This window comes from Parafilimonas sp. (assembly GCF_051953455.1).
Classification (GTDB): domain Bacteria; phylum Bacteroidota; class Bacteroidia; order Chitinophagales; family Chitinophagaceae; genus Parafilimonas.
This window is the reverse complement of sequence record NZ_JBQCIT010000014.1, coordinates 40140-58470: the sequence shown is the minus strand read 5'-3', so window position 1 is coordinate 58470 and position 18331 is coordinate 40140. Positions and strand designations below refer to the sequence as shown.

General features: G+C 40.8%; 12 protein-coding genes. 9 read left to right on the top strand and 3 right to left on the bottom strand.

From position 1 onward, the window contains the following. Window positions 1-202 precede the first annotated feature (202 nt). Complete coding sequence (locus tag ACTHN6_RS05000) at window positions 203-1666, top strand: glycine--tRNA ligase (RefSeq protein WP_440434623.1); 1464 nt, start codon at window positions 203-205, stop codon at window positions 1664-1666. 88 nt (window positions 1667-1754) lie between these two features. After that, window positions 1755-1970 (top strand): hypothetical protein, encoded by a 216-nt coding sequence (locus ACTHN6_RS04995; protein ID WP_440434622.1) that lies wholly within the window; start codon window positions 1755-1757, stop codon window positions 1968-1970. Here the strand turns inward: ACTHN6_RS04995 and ACTHN6_RS04990 are convergent. Next, on the bottom strand, window positions 1967-2695 hold the full coding sequence (locus ACTHN6_RS04990) for a ferredoxin--NADP reductase (protein ID WP_440434621.1): 729 nt from the start codon (window positions 2693-2695) through the stop codon (window positions 1967-1969). The two genes, ACTHN6_RS04995 and ACTHN6_RS04990, sit on opposite strands and share 4 nt — an antisense overlap. A gap of 209 nt (window positions 2696-2904) precedes the next feature. On the opposite strand from ACTHN6_RS04990, the gene ACTHN6_RS04985 reads away from it, so the two are divergent. From ACTHN6_RS04985 to rpe, 7 genes are all read left to right on the top strand, one after another. Then, the gene (locus tag ACTHN6_RS04985) at window positions 2905-3651 is read left to right on the top strand and encodes a DeoR/GlpR family DNA-binding transcription regulator (RefSeq protein ID WP_440434620.1); all 747 of its coding nucleotides are present in this window, start codon (window positions 2905-2907) and stop codon (window positions 3649-3651) included. Window positions 3652-3729: 78 nt separating this feature from the next. After that, entirely contained in the window at window positions 3730-7161 is a 3432-nt protein-coding gene (locus ACTHN6_RS04980) for a SusC/RagA family TonB-linked outer membrane protein (protein ID WP_440434619.1), read from the top strand. A 100-nt stretch (window positions 7162-7261) separates the two neighbouring features. Beyond that, the gene (locus ACTHN6_RS04975) at window positions 7262-9109 is read left to right on the top strand and encodes a RagB/SusD family nutrient uptake outer membrane protein (RefSeq protein WP_440434618.1); all 1848 of its coding nucleotides are present in this window, start codon (window positions 7262-7264) and stop codon (window positions 9107-9109) included. A 58-nt stretch (window positions 9110-9167) separates the two neighbouring features. Beyond that, a complete protein-coding gene (locus ACTHN6_RS04970) occupies window positions 9168-11018 on the top strand; it encodes an outer membrane protein assembly factor BamB family protein (RefSeq protein WP_440434617.1) in 1851 nt (616 codons plus the stop codon). A gap of 87 nt (window positions 11019-11105) precedes the next feature. Next, window positions 11106-14525: a transcription-repair coupling factor gene (gene mfd, locus ACTHN6_RS04965; protein ID WP_440434616.1), complete on the top strand. Its 3420-nt coding sequence runs from the start codon at window positions 11106-11108 to the stop codon at window positions 14523-14525. 14 nt (window positions 14526-14539) lie between these two features. Next, the gene (locus ACTHN6_RS04960) at window positions 14540-15352 is read left to right on the top strand and encodes a tetratricopeptide repeat protein (RefSeq protein ID WP_440434615.1); all 813 of its coding nucleotides are present in this window, start codon (window positions 14540-14542) and stop codon (window positions 15350-15352) included. Window positions 15353-15396: 44 nt separating this feature from the next. Next, window positions 15397-16050, top strand: a complete 654-nt coding sequence (rpe, locus tag ACTHN6_RS04955) for a ribulose-phosphate 3-epimerase (RefSeq protein WP_440434614.1) — start codon at window positions 15397-15399, stop codon at window positions 16048-16050. Here rpe and ACTHN6_RS04950 read toward each other — a convergent pair. Together ACTHN6_RS04950 and lysA are read right to left on the bottom strand one after the other, a co-directional pair. Beyond that, window positions 16042-16878, bottom strand: coding sequence for an ABC transporter ATP-binding protein (locus ACTHN6_RS04950; RefSeq protein WP_440434613.1), 837 nt, complete (start codon window positions 16876-16878; stop codon window positions 16042-16044). The two genes, rpe and ACTHN6_RS04950, sit on opposite strands and share 9 nt — an antisense overlap. Window positions 16879-17110: 232 nt before the next feature. Next, complete coding sequence (gene lysA / locus ACTHN6_RS04945) at window positions 17111-18325, bottom strand: diaminopimelate decarboxylase (protein ID WP_440434612.1); 1215 nt, start codon at window positions 18323-18325, stop codon at window positions 17111-17113. Window positions 18326-18331 lie beyond the last annotated feature (6 nt).

Below are 18331 nucleotides of genomic sequence, written 5' to 3'. Positions count from 1 at the left end.
TTTCGTGCCCTATTCATAATGGCGGGGTGCCGGTGTTATAGCAAGATGATTTTATTGCGTAATAGCTTAAGCTTCTATTCCTCAAAAGGTTATATAACGGAATAAAATATTGTATTTGTGAATCGTCAATGCCGGGTTATAAACTCCGCAAACACTCAACATTTAACCTTAAACTTTAATATATTTGCGCCCATTTTAAGCTATGAGTGTTCAGCAAGACAATCGTTTCCAGGCCATAATTTCCCATGCTAAAGAATATGGATTTGTATTTCCTTCCAGCGAAATCTATGATGGTTTAAGCGCTGTTTATGATTATGGCCCATACGGAAGCGAGCTGAAAAAGAATATCCGTGACTACTGGTGGAAAAGCATGACGCAGATGCACGAAAATATCGTGGGTATTGATGCGGCTATTTTCATGCACCCAACCACCTGGAAGGCCAGCGGCCACGTAGATAGTTTCAGCGACCCGATGATTGACAACAAAGACAGCAAGAAACGTTACCGCGTAGATCACCTTATTGAAGCGCATGCCGATAAATTAAAAGAAGAAGGTAAGGAAGACCTGGCCAACGCTGTTTTAAAAGAGCTGGAAGTGCTGGATGCAAAAGGCGATTTGGATGGTTTAAAGAGGCTGATTGATGATAATAAGATCGTTTGTTCCATAAGCGGCACTTCTAACTGGACTGACATTCGCCAGTTCAGCCTCATGTTCAAAACGGAGTTTGGCGCCGTTGCCGGCGATAACCCAGATGACAATATTGTTTACCTCCGGCCCGAAACGGCACAGGGCATTTTTGTAAACTTTTTGAACGTTCAAAAAACATCAAGGCTTAAAGTTCCCTTTGGTATTGCACAAACAGGCAAGGCTTTCCGCAATGAAATTGTTGCCCGCCAGTTTATTTTCCGCATGCGTGAATTTGAGCAGATGGAAATGCAGTTCTTTATTCGTCCCGGCACACAGAAAGAATGGTATGAATACTGGAAAGAAGAAAGGCTGAAATGGCATTTAAGCCTTGGTATTCCCGCAGAAAAATACCGTTATCATAACCATACCAAACTGGCGCATTACGCTGATGCTGCCTTGGATATTGAATATGAATTTCCCATTGGTTTTAAGGAAGTGGAAGGCATACATTCAAGAACGGATTTCGATTTAAGCCAGCATCAAAAATACAGCGGTAAAAAACTCACCTATTTCGATAATGAACTTAACCAGCATTATATTCCTTACGTAATTGAAACTTCCATTGGTTTAGACAGGATGTTTTTACTCATCTTAAGCCATGCCTACGAGGAAGAAAAATGGGTAAAGGAAGATGGGAGGGAAGATAGCCGCGTGGTATTGCGTATTCCTGCAAAAATTGCCCCGGTTAAATTAGCGGTGTTGCCGCTGGTTAAGAAAGATGGCTTGCCGGAAATTGCAAGAAGCATCATTGCTGAATGCACGCCTTATTTTAAATGTTTTTACGAAGAAAAAGATACGATAGGCAAACGTTACCGCAGGCAGGATGCTGTGGGAACGCCTTTTTGCGTTACGGTTGACCAGCAGACAAAAGAGGATGGAACTGTTACAATAAGATACAGGGATACCATGCAGCAGGAACGGATACCGATAGAATCAATCAAAGATAAATTACAGGGTTTGTTAATATTAAATGCATAACCGCGACTAACGCAGTAAACTATTTTCTAACTTGATCCGTATAAATACGGAATGCTATATGTGTTTTGAAAATTAATAATATAGATCTATGATATCAACAGTAGTTGCTGCTATTGCAGCTTTTTGCCTGGGTTTACTATATAAAAGGGTAATGGTAGCCAAGCAAAAAAAGAGAATACTTCGGCTTGAAGATGAAATGCTTTCTAATCATTCAACCATATTAGGCCTTGAAAAAAAGATAGCTGAAATTCAGAAAGAAAGTGAAAATTATAAGCCAACTGACCGCAATCTGAAAGTCTCCTAACCATACAGCTCCAGGTGTATAGATTTTTTATCGTATCCCATTGAAAGGATATTTTGTTTTGCCTCATCAATCATATTTTTCCATCCGCATAAATAGAAATCGGCATTCGGCCTTTGTACAGTAAGAATGTCCTGGTAAATACCGTGCACATAACCATGCCTTATTGTTTCATTGCCTTTGTCCTCCCTGGAATAAGAAGGCAGGTAATAAAAATTACTGAGTTTTTCACTGGCCGCCTTCATCTCTGCTCCATATAAACTGTCGCATAATTTGCGGCAACCGAAAATGAGGTAGATATTTTTATGTTCAAGCCTATGCAGTTGGATATAGTTTATCATAGAGCGAAAAGGTGCAATGCCCGTGCCTGTACAAATAAAAAACAGGTCTTTATCTATCTCTTCAGGCAAGGTAAAAACGCCCTGCGGCCCCCGCACCGGAACCTCGGTACCCACTGAAACTTCGTTAAAGAGGTAATGCGTGCCTGCCCCGCCTTCCATCAATACAATTACCAGCTCAATTATGTTTGTTCCATCTGGGTGTGAAGCAATGGAATAACTTCTCCAGCGTTTAACAGGTTTATCGCCAATTGGCAAATCGAGCGTTACAAACTGGCCCGGCTTAAAATCAAAAACCGGAAGTTCAGGTATCTCAATCCAAAAACGCAGTACGGCTTCATTAATTTTTTCAATCCTGGTAAACCGGCCTGTTCTCCAAGGTGATGGCATAGCAAAATTTTAAGTAAGATACAAATTCAAAGTTTTCAAAAGCAAGTATTTATTCTTTTTTTCAGAATCAAAAACATTAGCGTGTTTTATAGAACCAATGATTATAAAAGCGGTTATGTGCGGTTTTAAGAAAGTATTTATGCACATTTTTGCGGGTATTTGCATTTTAATTATGATTTCCTTCTATATTCGTTAACGAAACAAAAGCTATGCTTAAAAGAGAAAGGCAATCACTTATACTGCATGAGGTGAACCTGCACAATAAAGTGTTATCTGTCGATTTAAGTAAAAGGATCAATGTTTCTGATGACACCATCCGCCGCGACCTGCACGAATTATCAAAATCCGGAAAAGTTATAAAAGTGCACGGAGGCGCCTTATCACCATCATTTTATAATTCGCATTCAACACCGAAAAGCATTTATGCTTATGAGGAAAAGAAAATAATTGCGGAAAAAGCAGTGCAGCTTATAAAAGATGGAATGTTTGTTCATTCCAGCGGCGGCACCACAATAATTGAAATGGCGCGGATATTACCGCATAACCTGCATGCCACCTTTATATCCGGCAGTATACCTGTATTATCTGAATATATCCTCCACCCGAATATAGAAGTAATAGTTGTTGGTGATAAAGTTTCAAAAAGCTCCATGATAACCGTGGGTCCGGATGCTGTTTCCAAAATAAAAGAGCTGAGGGCAAATTTGTGTTTTTTAGGCGTTAACGCCATTAATACCACCGGGGTATCAGATAACGATTGGGAAGTGGCACAGGTAAAAAAAGCAATGATAGAATCATCAGATAAACAGGTTTGCTTAACCATTTCAGAAAAGCTCAACACAAGGCAACCTGTTCACATTTGCGGCCTCAATAAAGTTGGTATACTTATAACCGAATTATCTCCTGATGATGAGAAACTGAAACCATACAGGGACGCAGGAATTGAGGTTTTGTAATTTTTAATTAACTGTAAGCTTATAACTATTCCAATATTGAATAGCTGTTTATTCATTTTAATCACTAAAAAGCATACTATGCGGGCAATTAAACACTTATTTTTTTCTTTTCTGCTCACATTAAGTTGCTGTTATTGTTTTGGCCAAACAAAAACAATTAATGGCAATGTATCTGCAGCAGGAACCAATTTACCGCTGAACGGTGTTACCGTAACAGTAAAAGAAACCAAAATTTCCACCATCTCCAATTCATCAGGCGATTTTACCATTAACGCAGCACCAGGCCAAACACTTGTGCTGTCCTATATTGGATATGCCGATAAAGAAGTGGTTGTGGGTAGTGCAAATGAAATATCTGTCTTACTGGATGTTGCTTCAAACGCATTGGAAGATGTGGTTGTGGTGGGTTATGGTTCCCAGAAAAAAGCAAACCTTACAGGCGCTGTTTCAACAGTTGACGTATCAAAAACATTAACCAACAGGCCGATTGCCGATGTGGGCAGGGGGCTGCAGGGCTCAGCTTCCGGCTTGAGTGTAAGCATACCAAGCGGTGAAGTAGGCTCTGACCCGATTATAAAAATAAGAGGTGTAATGACTTCCTTCCAGGGGAGCAGTACACCACTGATACTTTTAGACAATGTGGAAATACCAAGCATCCAGATTGTCAATCCAAACGATATTGCTTCTATTACCATATTGAAAGACGCGGCTGCGGCTTCTATTTATGGTGCAAAGGCATCCAATGGTGTTATATTGATTACCACCAAAAAAGGTTCGGGCAGCAGCAAGCCGCAGGTTACGTATTCAAACAACTTCTCCTGGCAGAATGTGTGGAAAGATTTTGAAATAGGCCAGGTGAATGCCCTGAAATATACAGTAGATGCCGCTGAGCGTGTGGGCACTTTCACACCAACCGGCGCTTTCTATTATGTGGACAGGGCCAGTTACCTGAGATCAGTGGAATGGCAGAAACTATATGGCGGGAAGATAGGCCCGGGTGACCCTACGGTTTTTGGCCGCGACTGGTATGTACAGGGTGCCAGCAACCAGAAAATGGGTGTGAGAACATACGACCCTTATGATTATATGATTAAAGAATGGGCGCCTACCCAGCAGCATAATATTTCCGTGGGTCAAACTTTAAACAAAACTACTTACAACATAGGTCTGGGATATTTGGATCAAAGCGGCATGATGAAGCCGGCTAAAAAAGACGAGTTCACGCGGTATAATGCCTCGCTCAGGCTTTCAAACGAAATAAATAAATACATTACCATTCGTGCCGGGGCTATGTATTCAAGAAGAAATAAAGAATACCCGTATGTTACCAGTTCAACCACTGCCGATCCCTGGCTTTACCTGTACAGATGGGGCTCGTTGTATCCGTTTGGCAATGACGAAAACGGCGATCCTATCCGCAGCCCGGTAAGTGAAGCTGCTGCTGCCAACACAGCAAATATTCTCCAGAATTATATGAATGTAAATGCAGGTGCAACATTGAATTTTACCAATAACTGGACGTTGGACTTTGATTATACTTTCTCTAACCAGGAAGAGATCTGGAACCGCCCGGGAACCAGGTACACGGCACGCAACTCATGGGTAGCTCCCAAAGCAAGGGTAAATGACAACGGCGATCCTGTTTATGTGGACAGTACCGGAAATGTGGTATCCGCAACGGCTCCCGGCGCTATGCCCGCCTTTGACCTGTCTTATGATACTTATACTTCATTGGGCGCAAATCCTGATCATATTTATCGCCGCACTACTAACTTCCACAGCAGCACCATCAATGCTTATACCACCTATAACCTGAATTTAAAAGATGACCACAGGTTTAAATTCATTCTTGGTATTAACCGTGTGGCTGCTCAAACCGAATGGCAGTCGCAGCAGGTGAACCAGTTAACAGATATCCATAACCCTGAGTTCAGTTTTGCTGTGGGTTCGCCACCAATTGTAGATGGCGATAAATTCTGGGAATCTCAGTTAGGTTATTTTGGCCGTATCAACTATGCCTTTAGAGATAAATACCTTATTGAAGGTAATCTTCGCTATGATGGTTCATCCAAATTTCCCCGTGACCTGTGGTGGCGATGGTACCCTTCCGTTTCGGCAGGCTGGGTAATTTCAAAGGAAAACTTCATGCTTTCGCAGGATGTAGTGAGCTTTTTCAAGATAAGAGGTTCATGGGGTACCATTGGCGATCAAACTGTACCGAACACTTTGTATTTGCCGCTCATGTCCAGCAGTCTTTCCAGCTGGATTGGCGCAAACGGGTCAAGGGCTGTTACGGTTGGAACGCCTCCGGCCATTGTAAACAATATTACCTGGCAGGATATTCAAACAAAAAACCTTGGTGTTGACCTCGCATTCTTCGAGAACAAGTTGTCTGTTACCTTCGATCTCTTCCAGAGAAATACCAGGAATATGATTGTTCCGTCCGAGGGCATACCTTATACTTTCGGCACAGGCGCCCCGCAGGGAAATTTTGGTTCGCTGCGTACAAATGGGTGGGAACTTACGGTTGAGTTTAACCACAGGTTTAAAAATGGCCTGGGCGTGAATTTCAGGGGAAATATTTCAGATGCAAAAACGCATATCCTGGAATATGGCACCTCTACCGGCGTGAACAGTTATTACAATGGAAAAGATATAGGGGAAATATGGGGTTACCGTACCGACAGGCTGTACCAGGCGGGTGATTTTGAATTGGATGCTGATGGCAAACCACAGTTAATCACGCTCACAGCAGATGATGTACCCGCAGAATATGTAGGCAAGAAAGCAAACAAATTAAAGGCCGGGGTACATGGCGAAAAGCCCGTGTACCAGGCATTCCTTCAAAACTCATCGAACTTCTTTTTTGGGCCCGGCGATGTGAAATTTAAAGACCTGAACGGTGATGGTGTTATTGACAATGGCAGCGCAACCCTGGATGATCATGGCGACCTGGCGGTGATTGGTAATTCCACACCAAGATACGAGTATGGGTTCAGGATTGGGGCCGATTACAAAGGTGTTGATATTAGTTTATTTTTCCAGGGCGTAGGCAGCCGCCAGATATGGGGCGATGGATTTTTAGCCATTCCGGGATATAATTCTGCAGACGGTGCTATGCCGGAAGCAATTGCCAGCAATTACTGGACACCGGATAATACTGACGCATTTTATCCCGCTGCCTATAACAATGCCGGCAGCAATGCTGCTAATAATATGCAGGTGCAGGACAGGTATTTATTAAACATGGCTTACCTGCGGCTTAAAAATTTTACCATGGGGTATTCCTTCTCGCCAGGCCTGCTTAGAAAAGTGGGCGCTAACTCTTTCAGGGTTTATGGTGCTTTGGAAAACTTCATCACCTGGGACCACCTCAGGGGATTACCAATTGACCCGGAAGCTATTAATGGTTATTCCATGTGGAATACATCAAACTATAACCTGGGCCGTACCGGCATAGGCACGCCTGCATTCAAAAGCATATCAATTGGTGTTCAATTAAACTTTTAAAATTATCACGATGAAACCGAACACGATAAAAATATTTAATGCACATGGAGCTGAATCTGTGAGGTTCCGTGCGGCAAATAAAAACTCAAAAAATATTCGGATGAAAATATATAAATATATCTGCGGTTTTGGAATAGCATGTATGCTTTTCACTTCCTGCAAAAAAGATTTTTTAGACAGGCCGCCCCTTACGAGTTACGTGGATGCAGATGGGCAATACTGGAGAAATGAAGACGACATCCGTATGTATGCCAATGGATTTTATACCAATTATTTCAATGGGTATAACACCTCCTTTACCGCAGATTACACGCCAGTACGCGGCTATACATTCAATGATGATTTAACCGGCAAAAACGTTCAGTCTAATTTTGAAAGCTCTGTGCCTTCATCAAGAGGGTCCACTTCCGAAGCCGCCGCCTGGATGTCTCAATATGCCGGCCCTACCTGGGATTTTGCGTGGGTGCGCAAAGCCAACATCTTTATTGACCGCCTGGATAATATTGCCAAAGCAAATATTACCGATGAAGCTTACCGGCACTGGAGCGCTGTGGCCAGGTTTTTCAGGGGATATGAATATTCCCGCCTGGTTAGTGTGTTTGGCGATGTACCTTATTATGGCAGGGTTGTTCAGGAAACCGAACTGGATAGTTTGTATAAAGACAGGGATAGCCGGGGAGATGTAATGGATAAAGTATATGATGATTTTAAATTTGTATTGGACAATATCCGTGACGACGACGGAGCGCTGTTTTTAAACAAAACCATTGCCGCCGCTTTTATCTCCAGGTTTATGCTGTTTGAAGGAACGTATGAACATTACCATTCACTGGATGCCGCAAGGGCTAAAAAATACCTTGAGTTTGCTGTTGAAGCCGCCAACGTGGTAATGAGCAGCGGTAAGTATAATTTTGGCAGCGATTTTAAAGCATTGTTTTCCTCCGAAAACCTGGCCGGTAACCCGGAAGTGTTATTATACAGGAAGTATGATGCCGCTTTGTCAATAACCCATTGCATAGGTTCTTATTCCAATGGCACTGAAGTGGTGGGCGTGGATCCAAATCTTGTATTGGCTAAATCGTTTATTATGAATGACGGCAATGTGTGGGAACATTCTTCTGAACCGGGCGCTGATGATTTTTCCATTGCCAATCTTGCCAAAACAAGAGACCCCCGTTTTGAGGCTTCATTTATTAATAATGCCAACCCGGCTTCTGCCACACTGTTGTATGGTTATAAATTTGCATCCAGGGAAGCCATTACCTATATCGGTAAAACTTATCCTGCTGCATGGGGAAGCAATACCAACACGAGTGATGCGCCGGTAATGCGGTTAGGCGAAGTGGTTTTAAACTGGATTGAAGCAAAGGCTGTGCTTGCACAATATTATGGCGGCCCTGCAGTTACACAGGCAGATTTGGATCAGTCAATCAATGCCATCCGTAGCCGTCCTTTGGATGCAGATGCGATTGCGAAAGGTGTACAGAAAACAGCGCCGTTGTTATTATCCTCTCTTCCGGATGATCCGGCAAGAGATGCCGATGTGCCGGCATTAATATGGGAAATTCGCAGAGAGAGAAGGATGGAATTTGTATTTGAAGGCTTCCGTTTGTTAGACCTGAAAAGATGGAAGAAACTTCAGTATATGGATTTCAGCACTAATCCCGATTACTTTCTTGGTCCCTGGGTGAACCTGCCTGTTGAACTGCCGACAGCTTTAACCGATGCAGCCGCTACAAAAGGGAATGTAAAAGTGAAAAAGGCGGACGGTACAATTGTTACCTATGACGGAACAAATGCTGCTGATATGGTAGGTTTCTGGGTGGTAGAGAATGCCGCCAACAGGGATGGATTTTCAGATAAGAATTACATGTCTCCTGTGGGGCAAACGCAGGTTGAAGAATACCAGGATAAGGGTTATACGCTTTCTCAAACGGAAGGCTGGTAATAAAATTGTTTTATATAAAGCACAGGTGCAAAGCCTGTGCTTTTTTTATTTTATAAGCATGAAGAAAGTACTGTTTGTAATTGTATTGACATTAAGCTTTTGCATAACTGAAGCCCAGGATGGTTTTAAATTTGCGCATGTGTCCGACACACATATCGGGAGTAATAATTCAGAAGATGATCTGCGCAGGACAGTGCAAAGCATCAACAACGATTCGTCCATTGCATTTGTAATTCTTTCCGGTGATATAACAGATTTTGGTTCAGACTCTGAATTTATTATTGCCAAACAAATACTGGATAGCTTAAACAAGCCCTGGCACATTATTCCCGGCAACCACGATGCCAACTGGAGCGAAAGCGGTACAAACAGTTTCAAAAAAATATTCGGTGCAGAAACTTTCTTCTTTGATTTTGGCGGCTATTATTTTATCGGCTCGGCCTGTGGGCCAAACATGCGCATGAGCCCGGGCCAGGTGCCAAGGGAAAATGTAGTGTGGCTCGATTCAACATTGAAACATCTTAAGAATAAAAAGCAGCCAGTCATTTTTGTGAATCACTATCCAATGGATAGTTCTTTAAATAACTGGTACGATGTAATTGATCTTTTAAAAACAAGAAACACACAACTCATTATCTGTGGGCACGGCCATGCCAATCACCAGCTAAATTTCGAAGGTATTCCCGGCATTATGGGTCGCTCTAATCTTCGCGCAAGAAAAGATGTTGGCGGTTATAACATCGTTACCATACAAAATGATACGGCAACTTATACAGAACGCAATCCCGTTACCGGCGAAGAAAACCAATGGGCGCAGGTGGCATTATATAAGCACCATTTTAAGGCAGGTTCAAGCACTTACTACCGGCCTTCTTATGCAGTTAATTCAACGTATAAGAATGCACAAACTGTTTGGGAATTTACGGATAACAGCGATATAGGTTCCGGTGTTGCAGTATCAGGTAACTTGGTTATAGCAAGCAATTCAAAAGGCTTTATCTATGCATTGAATAAAACCAATGGTAAAAAAGCCTGGTCGTACAAAACCAATGGTAAAATTTATTCAACACCAGCGATAGAAAATAATCTTGTTGTTGTTGCATCAACCGATAATAATATTTATTGCCTGGATGTAAATAACGGGAAACCGCACTGGAAACTAGAAACCAATAAGCCTGTTGTAGCCTCGCCATTAATTAAAAATGGTATTGTTTACATAGGTGCTGCTGATGGAAAATTCCGTGCGATTGATTTGCAGACAGGAAAATTAAAATGGAGTTATGATAGCGTAAAAGGCTTTGTGGTAGATAAGCCTTTGTTCTATAATAATAAAATATATTTTGGCACGTGGGGCACTGAATTTTATGCATTAAATGCGGAAGATGGAACGCTTGTATGGAAATGGAATAACGGCTCTGCCAACCGCATGTATTCGCCGGCAGCCTGCTATCCTGTTGCTGCAAACAACCGTGTATTTATTGTGGCGCCTGATCGTTATGCAACCTGTTTTGATGCACAAACGGGCAATGTTATCTGGCGGAAACAGGATCCTCTATACCGTGTGCGGGAATCAATGGGTTTATCAGAAGACAGTTCATTGGTTTATGCAAAAACAATGGAAGGCGAATTGATTGGCTTTTCCACCAAAGCTGACAGTATGCAAATTGATTTTAAATCAAACACTAATTTGGGATATGAAATTGCACCAACAGCAATTGTTGCAGATAATGGTTTAATCTATGTGCCTTCTGATGATGGCACTGTTGTAGCTGTTAATAAAGATGGATCCGTTTTATGGAAAAATAAAATTTCAAATGCGCTCATTACGAATATTACTGCGGTTTTGGGCGATAGAATTATCGTAACTACAATGGATGGAAAGGTTGTTTGCCTGCAAACCTTACGTTAATAATTACTATAATTTATAGGGAACAGGCGAATCTATAATCTATGATTTAAAATTTGACGCTGAATGAACTAACTTTGCACCGCGTTTATGAATCTTGGTGCGTTACTGGATAAGTACAAACAACATCCCCGCCTATTTCACCTGGCGGACAGGCTTACTTTTGCCGATACTCAAAAAATATTTCTTAAAAATTTACAGGGTAGCAGTGCCGAATTTGTTTTAGCGGCTTTGTTTGATAAATATCAAAATGATAAAGAGAATAATGCAGCAACGCATTTGGTTGTTTTGAACGACGCGGAAGAAGCAGCGTATTTTCACAACACGCTGGAAAATTTAACCCAGGCATTGAACCTGTTTTATTTTCCTTCTTCTTTTAAAAGCAAGAAAGATTTTAAACATCTCAACAGCAGCCATGTTATGCTGCGCACTGAAGCTTTAACCAAAATGTCAGTTGCGCCGTCAGGCATCATTATTACTTATCCTGAAGCGTTGTTTGAGAAAGTTGTATTATCAAAAACACTAAGCAGCAATATCATTCATATAAAAACAAATGATACGCTTAACCTTGACAGTTTGCTTGAATTGTTTGTGATGTATGGTTTTGAGCGCACCGATTTTGTATATGAACCGGGCCAGTTTGCTTTACGTGGCGGTATCCTGGATATTTATTCTTTTGGCAATGAAAAACCTTACCGCGTTGAGCTATTCGGCAATGATGTTGACAGCATTCGCATATTCGACCCGGAGTCGCAGTTAAGTGAAAGAAAATTATTACAGGTTTCCATCATTCCAAATATTGATACACAGTTTGAAAGCGATGAGAAAATTTCCCTGCTTGAATTTTTGCCTGAACAAACTGTAGTTTGGATAAAAGACTGGGATGTTATCCGGGAAGTGATTAATGAGCAGGAAGAGCAATTGGGAGATTACCTGGAGTCCATAGTCCATAGTCCACAGTCCACCGAAGAAGATGATGATGATAATACGATATTGAAGACAGTTGAACTAAAAGACTTTGTTCCTGCTGCAACAATTGAAAGACAAATACTGCAACATCATTTGGTGGAATTTGGTTATAAGCCGCATCTTTCCAGCTTTGAAATCGAACTGAATACAAAACCGCAACCTGCATTTAACCGGCAATTTGATCTCTTGATAAAAGATTTGAAAACGCATGAAGCCGAGGGTTATGAGTTGTACATTTTTGCAGAGCAGGCAAAACAGTTAGAGCGTTTGCATTCTATCTTCAAAGACCTTAATACGGATATTCAGTTTATACCTATTGCCACTTCTATTCATGAAGGTTTCATTGATGAAGACACAAAAGTAGTTTGTTATACAGATCATCAGATCTTTCAGCGTTACCATAAATATCGTGTTAAGCAGGCTTATAATAAAAATAAAGCGCTTACACTTCGTACGTTAAAAGAATTGCAGCCGGGAGATTTTGTTACGCATATTGATCATGGAGTGGGCACGTACAGCGGTTTGCAAAAAATAGAAGTGAATGGTAAACTCCAGGAAGCCGTAAGGATTATTTATAAAGACGGCGATATTTTATATGTGAACATTAATTCGCTGCATAAAATATCAAAGTTTACAGGCAAGGAAGGAACAGCACCGAAGATTAATAAATTAGGAAGTGATGTATGGAACAGGCTAAAAGAAAAGACCAAAACGAAAGTTAAGGAGATTGCTTTTGATCTGATTAAACTATATGCCCAACGCAAGGCACAGCAAGGTTTTGCGCATACACCGGACAATTATATGCAAACTGAGCTTGAAGCATCTTTTATTTATGAAGACACCCCCGACCAGGCAAAAGCCACCGAAGATGTAAAGCAGGATATGGAAAAAGCTTCACCAATGGACCGCCTTGTTTGCGGCGATGTTGGTTTTGGTAAAACAGAAATAGCCATTCGTGCTGCATTTAAAACCTGTATTGATGGTAAACAGGCTGCGGTGCTTGTGCCTACAACCATTCTTGCATTTCAACACTATAAAACTTTTAGTGAGCGGCTGAAAGATTTTCCTGTGACTATCGATTATATCAACCGCTTTAAATCAGCCAAAGAAAAAAAGGAGACGCTTAAAAAAGTTGAAGAAGGAAAGATTGATATTATCATTGGCACACATGGTTTGCTGGCCAACAGTGTGAAGTTTAAAGACCTCGGATTAATGATAATTGATGAAGAGCAGAAGTTTGGTGTGGCGCATAAAGAGAAATTAAAAACATTAAAAGCAACGGTTGATTGCTTAACCTTAACGGCCACGCCTATTCCGCGTACATTGCAATTCAGCTTGATGGGCGCAAGAGATTTAAGCATCATCAATACACCGCCGCCCAACCGCCAGCCTATACAAACAGAAGTAGCGGTGTTTAATGAAGATGCTATTCGCGACGCGATCTATTATGAAACGGAACGCGGCGGCCAGGTTTTCTTTATTCACAACCGCATTTTAGGTTTGGCTGAAATGGCAACGATGATACAAAACCTTTGCCCTGATTTAAGTATTACCTATGCACATGGGCAAATGGAAGGCAATAAACTGGAAGAAAGATTATTGGATTTTATTGACAGAAAGTATGATGTATTTGTTTCCACCAATATTGTTGAAAGCGGCGTTGATATTCCGAATGTAAATACCATCATTATTAATAATGCGCACCAGTTTGGATTAAGTGATTTGCACCAGCTGCGTGGCCGTGTTGGACGCAGCAATAAAAAGGCATTCTGTTATTTGTTTGCTCCGCCCATGAGCACTTTGCCAACCGATTCAAGAAAACGTTTGCAAACACTGGAACAATTCAGTGAACTGGGCAGCGGTTTTCAAATTGCTATGCGTGACCTGGATATTCGTGGCGCCGGTAATTTACTCGGTGGTGAACAAACCGGTTTCATGGCTGATATTGGGTTTGAAACTTATCAGAAAATATTGGATGAAGCCATACGTGAATTAAAGCGCACGTCGTTTAAAGATGTATTTAAAGAAGAGATCAGCAGGCAGGATGATTATGTAAGCGATTGTACCATTGATACCGACCTTGAAATTCTTATTCCTGATGATTATGTGGAAAGCATAACGGAGCGCCTGTCGCTTTATACAAGGCTGGATAATTGTGAAAAGGAGGAAGAATTGCAGGCATTTGAAAAAGAACTCATCGATCGTTTCGGACCATTGCCAAATGAAGTTGAAGACCTGATTACCACTGTACGTTGCCGCTGGACTGCGGTTGATTTGGGTTTTGAAAAGATGACATTAAAAGATAAAACGTTGCGCTGCTATTTCATCAATAAAAATGATTCGCCTTATTTTGAAAGCGAGGTATTCCAGGGTATCATGCAATACCTGCAAACCGGAACTAATAAAGCAAGGTTAAAACAGGTGGGTAAAAACTTTTTATTGGTGGTAAATGATGTGGACGATATGAATGTAATGTTATCTTTCCTGCAGCGCATGCATAATGCTGTTATTCAAAAGCAGGTTGCTGCTGCAAGTGCATAAATGTATTTCACTTAATGAAAAAGCTATTATTCTTAATATTTATTAGCGGCGTTTTATTTGCCTGCCATAATACAGACCAGTCTGCATCTGGTAAAAAAGACGACTCTGTTAAAAATGCTTTGCAGCCGCTGATAGAATCTTTGGAAAAAAAGTTAAAGGAATATCCTGACAGCACAGGATTGCGCCTGCAATATGCCTTTACGTTAGATAGCGTTAAAATGTATAAAGAAGCGCTTGTTCAAATGGATTCATTAACCAATAAAGATTCTGCCAATTACGGTTTGTTTTTCGCAAAAGGAGAAATAGCGGAAGATGCAGGTGATACGGCGCTTGCCATAAAAAGCTATGCAAAAGCTGCCCGCATTTATGAATCTCCTGATGTATTGCTGGCGCTTGCCAATTTATATGCAGAGATGAAAAATGAGCGGGCCATTTTATTATGTTCACGCGTCAAAGCCTTAAGCCTGGGCCGTGTAGCAGATGCCAACTGCGCTTTTATAACAGGTGTATATTTTGCACGCACCGGCAAAGCAGGCGATGCTGTAAAATATTTTGATGAATGTATTGCTAATAATTATACTTACATGGAGGCCTATATTGAAAAAGGGCTTGTTTATTTTGATGCAAAACAATATGATAAAGCATTGAGTGTTTTTCAGCTTGCTTCAACAGTGAATAATTTATATGCCGATGCTTATTATTATATGGCGCGTTGTTATGAACTGATGAATAAAAAAGACAGTGCTGTATTACGTTTTAAACAATCATTACAACTTGATCCCACACTTGACGAAGCGCAAACACGCCTGAAACAATTGGAAGAATAAATATTTTGCCTTTTTAATTTTTACTTTTGACTTAAACACGAACTATGTCTATCGTTGCGCCATCATTACTCGCCGCTAATTTTTTAAAGCTCGAAGATGAATGTAAAATGGTGAATGCCAGTGAAGCAGAATGGCTGCACCTTGATGTAATGGATGGCCAGTTTGTTCCCAACATCAGTTTTGGCATCCCGGTTATTGAATATGTGCGAAAAGCAACGCCAAAATTCTGCGATGTGCATTTAATGATTGAAACACCTGAAAAACTTGTACCGGCATTTAAACAGGCAGGCGCAGACAGCATTATTGTTCATTATGAAGTTTGCCCTAACCTGCACCGCAATATTCAGCAGATAAAAGAATTAGGTATGAAGCCTGCGGTTGCCATCAACCCGCACACACCTGTTTTTATGCTGGATGATATTTTAGCAGATTTGCATCATGTTTTAATTATGACGGTTAATCCCGGCTTTGGCGGGCAAAAATTTATTCCGCATTCACTTAAAAAAGTTGAGAAACTACGCAGAATGATTGATGAAAGAAAGCTGGATGTTTTAATTGAAGTGGATGGCGGTATTACGGTTGAAAATGCACAATCGCTGGTTAATGCGGGTGCTGATGTTTTGGTGGCGGGCAATACCATTTTCAGTTCGGCAGATCCAAAGGAAACAATAAAAAAACTGAAAGCCTGCTCAAGATAATTTATCGCTTTCGTTTATTATTTTTTCAGCTTCCTTCATGGCAGCGCCTTCTTCTATTTTTCCTTCCACTTCCAGCATACGGATGGCTTTTGCACCCTGCAAAAATTCAGAAGCAAAAATGAACTCGTTCAATCTTTCGTTCTTGCTGAAAATAATATCCTTCTTAGAACCTTCCCATTCTTTCCTGCCCTTATATAAATACATTATATGATCGCCTATTTCCATTACGCTGTTCATATCATGGGTTACTACAACTGTAGTAATGTTATATTCTGTTGTGATACTTTTAATAAGCTGGTCGATAACCAGTGAAGTTTGCGGGTCAAGGCCACTGTTGGGCTCATCGCAAAAAAGATATTTCGGGTTAAGCACAATCGCCCTTGCAATACCAACGCGTTTTTTCATACCACCGCTTATCTCAGCAGGAAATTTTTTATTGGAGCCCTGCAGCTCCACTTTTTCCAGCACTTCATCCACGCGTTTTCTTTTATCGCGGTAACTGAGGTTTGAAAACATATCAAGCGTAAAAATAATATTCTGCTCCACCGTCATAGAATCAAACAAAGCAGAGCCCTGGAACAACATGCCGATCTGCTGGCGCAGTTCCGTCCTTTCCTCACGGTTCATTTCAAGCATGTTTTTACCATCATATAATATTTCTCCTTTATCAGGCCTGAACAATCCAACCACGCATTTGGTAAAAACCGTTTTACCGCTTCCGCTCGAACCAATAATAAGGTTGCATTTGCCTGTATCAAGCACACCACTTATATCTTCAAGAATAACCTTATCCCCAAAGCTCTTTCTTATATTTTTTACTTCAATCATAAAGCCACCTTTAAAATTACATAGTAATTTTTTCTTTATTATACCAGCGCTTGCACAAATAGCATCACGGTTGTGTCACTCACTTGTACTGAATATCGTTATTCAGCTTTCGTAAATCATGAACCGTCAAAAGTGAATAAAACAGTTCAATATTTTCGATTTAATGTCTAACCTTAGACATTAAACTTTAAACACCTGAACCCGTAAACTCATGAACTTTTAAACTCGTTCATCACAATACTTCCACCTGGTTCCGCAGCAAGTCTTCAAACTCATCCCGTTTTCTTATCAGTTGCGGTTTACCATCTTTAAATAATACTTCCGCCGGTTTTAATCTTGAATTAAAGTTACTGCTCATTTCAAAGCCGTAAGCACCTGCATTGTAAAAAACGAGGTAATCGCCTTCACGTACTTCATTCAGTTTCCTGTCCCAAGCAAACGTATCAGTCTCACAAATATTTCCAACTACTGTATAAATACGTTCCGCACCTTTAGGATTAGATAAGTTTTCTATGCGATGATAAGCTTCATAAAACATAGGCCTTATTAAATGATTAAACCCGCTGTTTACGCCTGCAAAAACCGTGGCAGTTGTTGTTTTTACAACGTTTGCCTTCACTATAAAATAACCGGCTTCACTTACGAGAAACTTACCGGGTTCAAACCATATTTCAAGTTTGCGGTTACTTTCTTTCTCAAATTTTGTAAAAGCCTGCGCTAATTTTTTGCCAAGATCATGCACATCTGTTCTTACATCATCATCGTAATAAGGCACTTTAAAACCGCTGCCTAAATCAATTACTTCTATTTGCGGAAACTGGCGCGCCATTTCAAACATTATTTCAAGACCCGCAATAAATACATTGGTGTCTTTTATTTCGCTGCCCGTATGCATATGAAGGCCCTGCACATTTAGTCCTGTTGATTTAATAATGCGTTCAATATGCCTTACCTGGTGAATGGAAATGCCAAACTTGCTGTCAACATGCCCGGTTGAAATTTTAAAATTACCGCCGGCCATTATATGCGGGTTCAGGCGTATAAAAACAGGGTAGGAGCTTCCGTATTTATTGCCAAAGCGCTCCAGCATGGAAATATTATCAATATTGATATGCACGTTTAACAACTTGCCTGCTTCTATTTCTTCAAAGTCAACACAGTTGGGTGTAAACAAAATCCTGTCAGGAGTAAAACCAGCTTTTAAGCCAAGCTTTACTTCATTAATGCTAACGCAATCCAGGCCTGCACCAAGCTTGTTCATTAACTTAAGAATATTGATATTGGTTAATGATTTACATGCATAAAAAAACTTAGCATTGCATTCCTTAAATGCTTTGTTTAACTCGTGCAGTTGCTCTTCAATTTTCTCTGCGTGATAAACGTACAGCGGCGTTCCAAATTCTTCTGCTGCTTCAATCAGTTGTTTTCTGCTCAAACTCTGGCTCATGTATAA

Excerpts from the sequence above, each read along its gene's own strand:
- ACTHN6_RS05000 (WP_440434623.1), top strand. The coding sequence starts at position 203 with ATGAGTGTTCAGCAAGACAATCGTTTCCAGGCCATAATTTCCCATGCT.
- ACTHN6_RS04995 (WP_440434622.1), top strand. The coding sequence starts at position 1,755 with ATGATATCAACAGTAGTTGCTGCTATTGCAGCTTTTTGCCTGGGTTTA.
- ACTHN6_RS04990 (WP_440434621.1), bottom strand. The coding sequence starts at position 2,695 with ATGCCATCACCTTGGAGAACAGGCCGGTTTACCAGGATTGAAAAAATT.
- ACTHN6_RS04985 (WP_440434620.1), top strand. The coding sequence starts at position 2,905 with ATGCTTAAAAGAGAAAGGCAATCACTTATACTGCATGAGGTGAACCTG.
- ACTHN6_RS04980 (WP_440434619.1), top strand. The coding sequence starts at position 3,730 with ATGCGGGCAATTAAACACTTATTTTTTTCTTTTCTGCTCACATTAAGT.
- ACTHN6_RS04975 (WP_440434618.1), top strand. The coding sequence starts at position 7,262 with ATGAAAATATATAAATATATCTGCGGTTTTGGAATAGCATGTATGCTT.
- ACTHN6_RS04970 (WP_440434617.1), top strand. The coding sequence starts at position 9,168 with ATGAAGAAAGTACTGTTTGTAATTGTATTGACATTAAGCTTTTGCATA.
- mfd (WP_440434616.1), top strand. The coding sequence starts at position 11,106 with ATGAATCTTGGTGCGTTACTGGATAAGTACAAACAACATCCCCGCCTA.
- ACTHN6_RS04960 (WP_440434615.1), top strand. The coding sequence starts at position 14,540 with ATGAAAAAGCTATTATTCTTAATATTTATTAGCGGCGTTTTATTTGCC.
- rpe (WP_440434614.1), top strand. The coding sequence starts at position 15,397 with ATGTCTATCGTTGCGCCATCATTACTCGCCGCTAATTTTTTAAAGCTC.
- ACTHN6_RS04950 (WP_440434613.1), bottom strand. The coding sequence starts at position 16,878 with ATGATTGAAGTAAAAAATATAAGAAAGAGCTTTGGGGATAAGGTTATT.
- lysA (WP_440434612.1), bottom strand. The coding sequence starts at position 18,325 with ATGAGCCAGAGTTTGAGCAGAAAACAACTGATTGAAGCAGCAGAAGAA.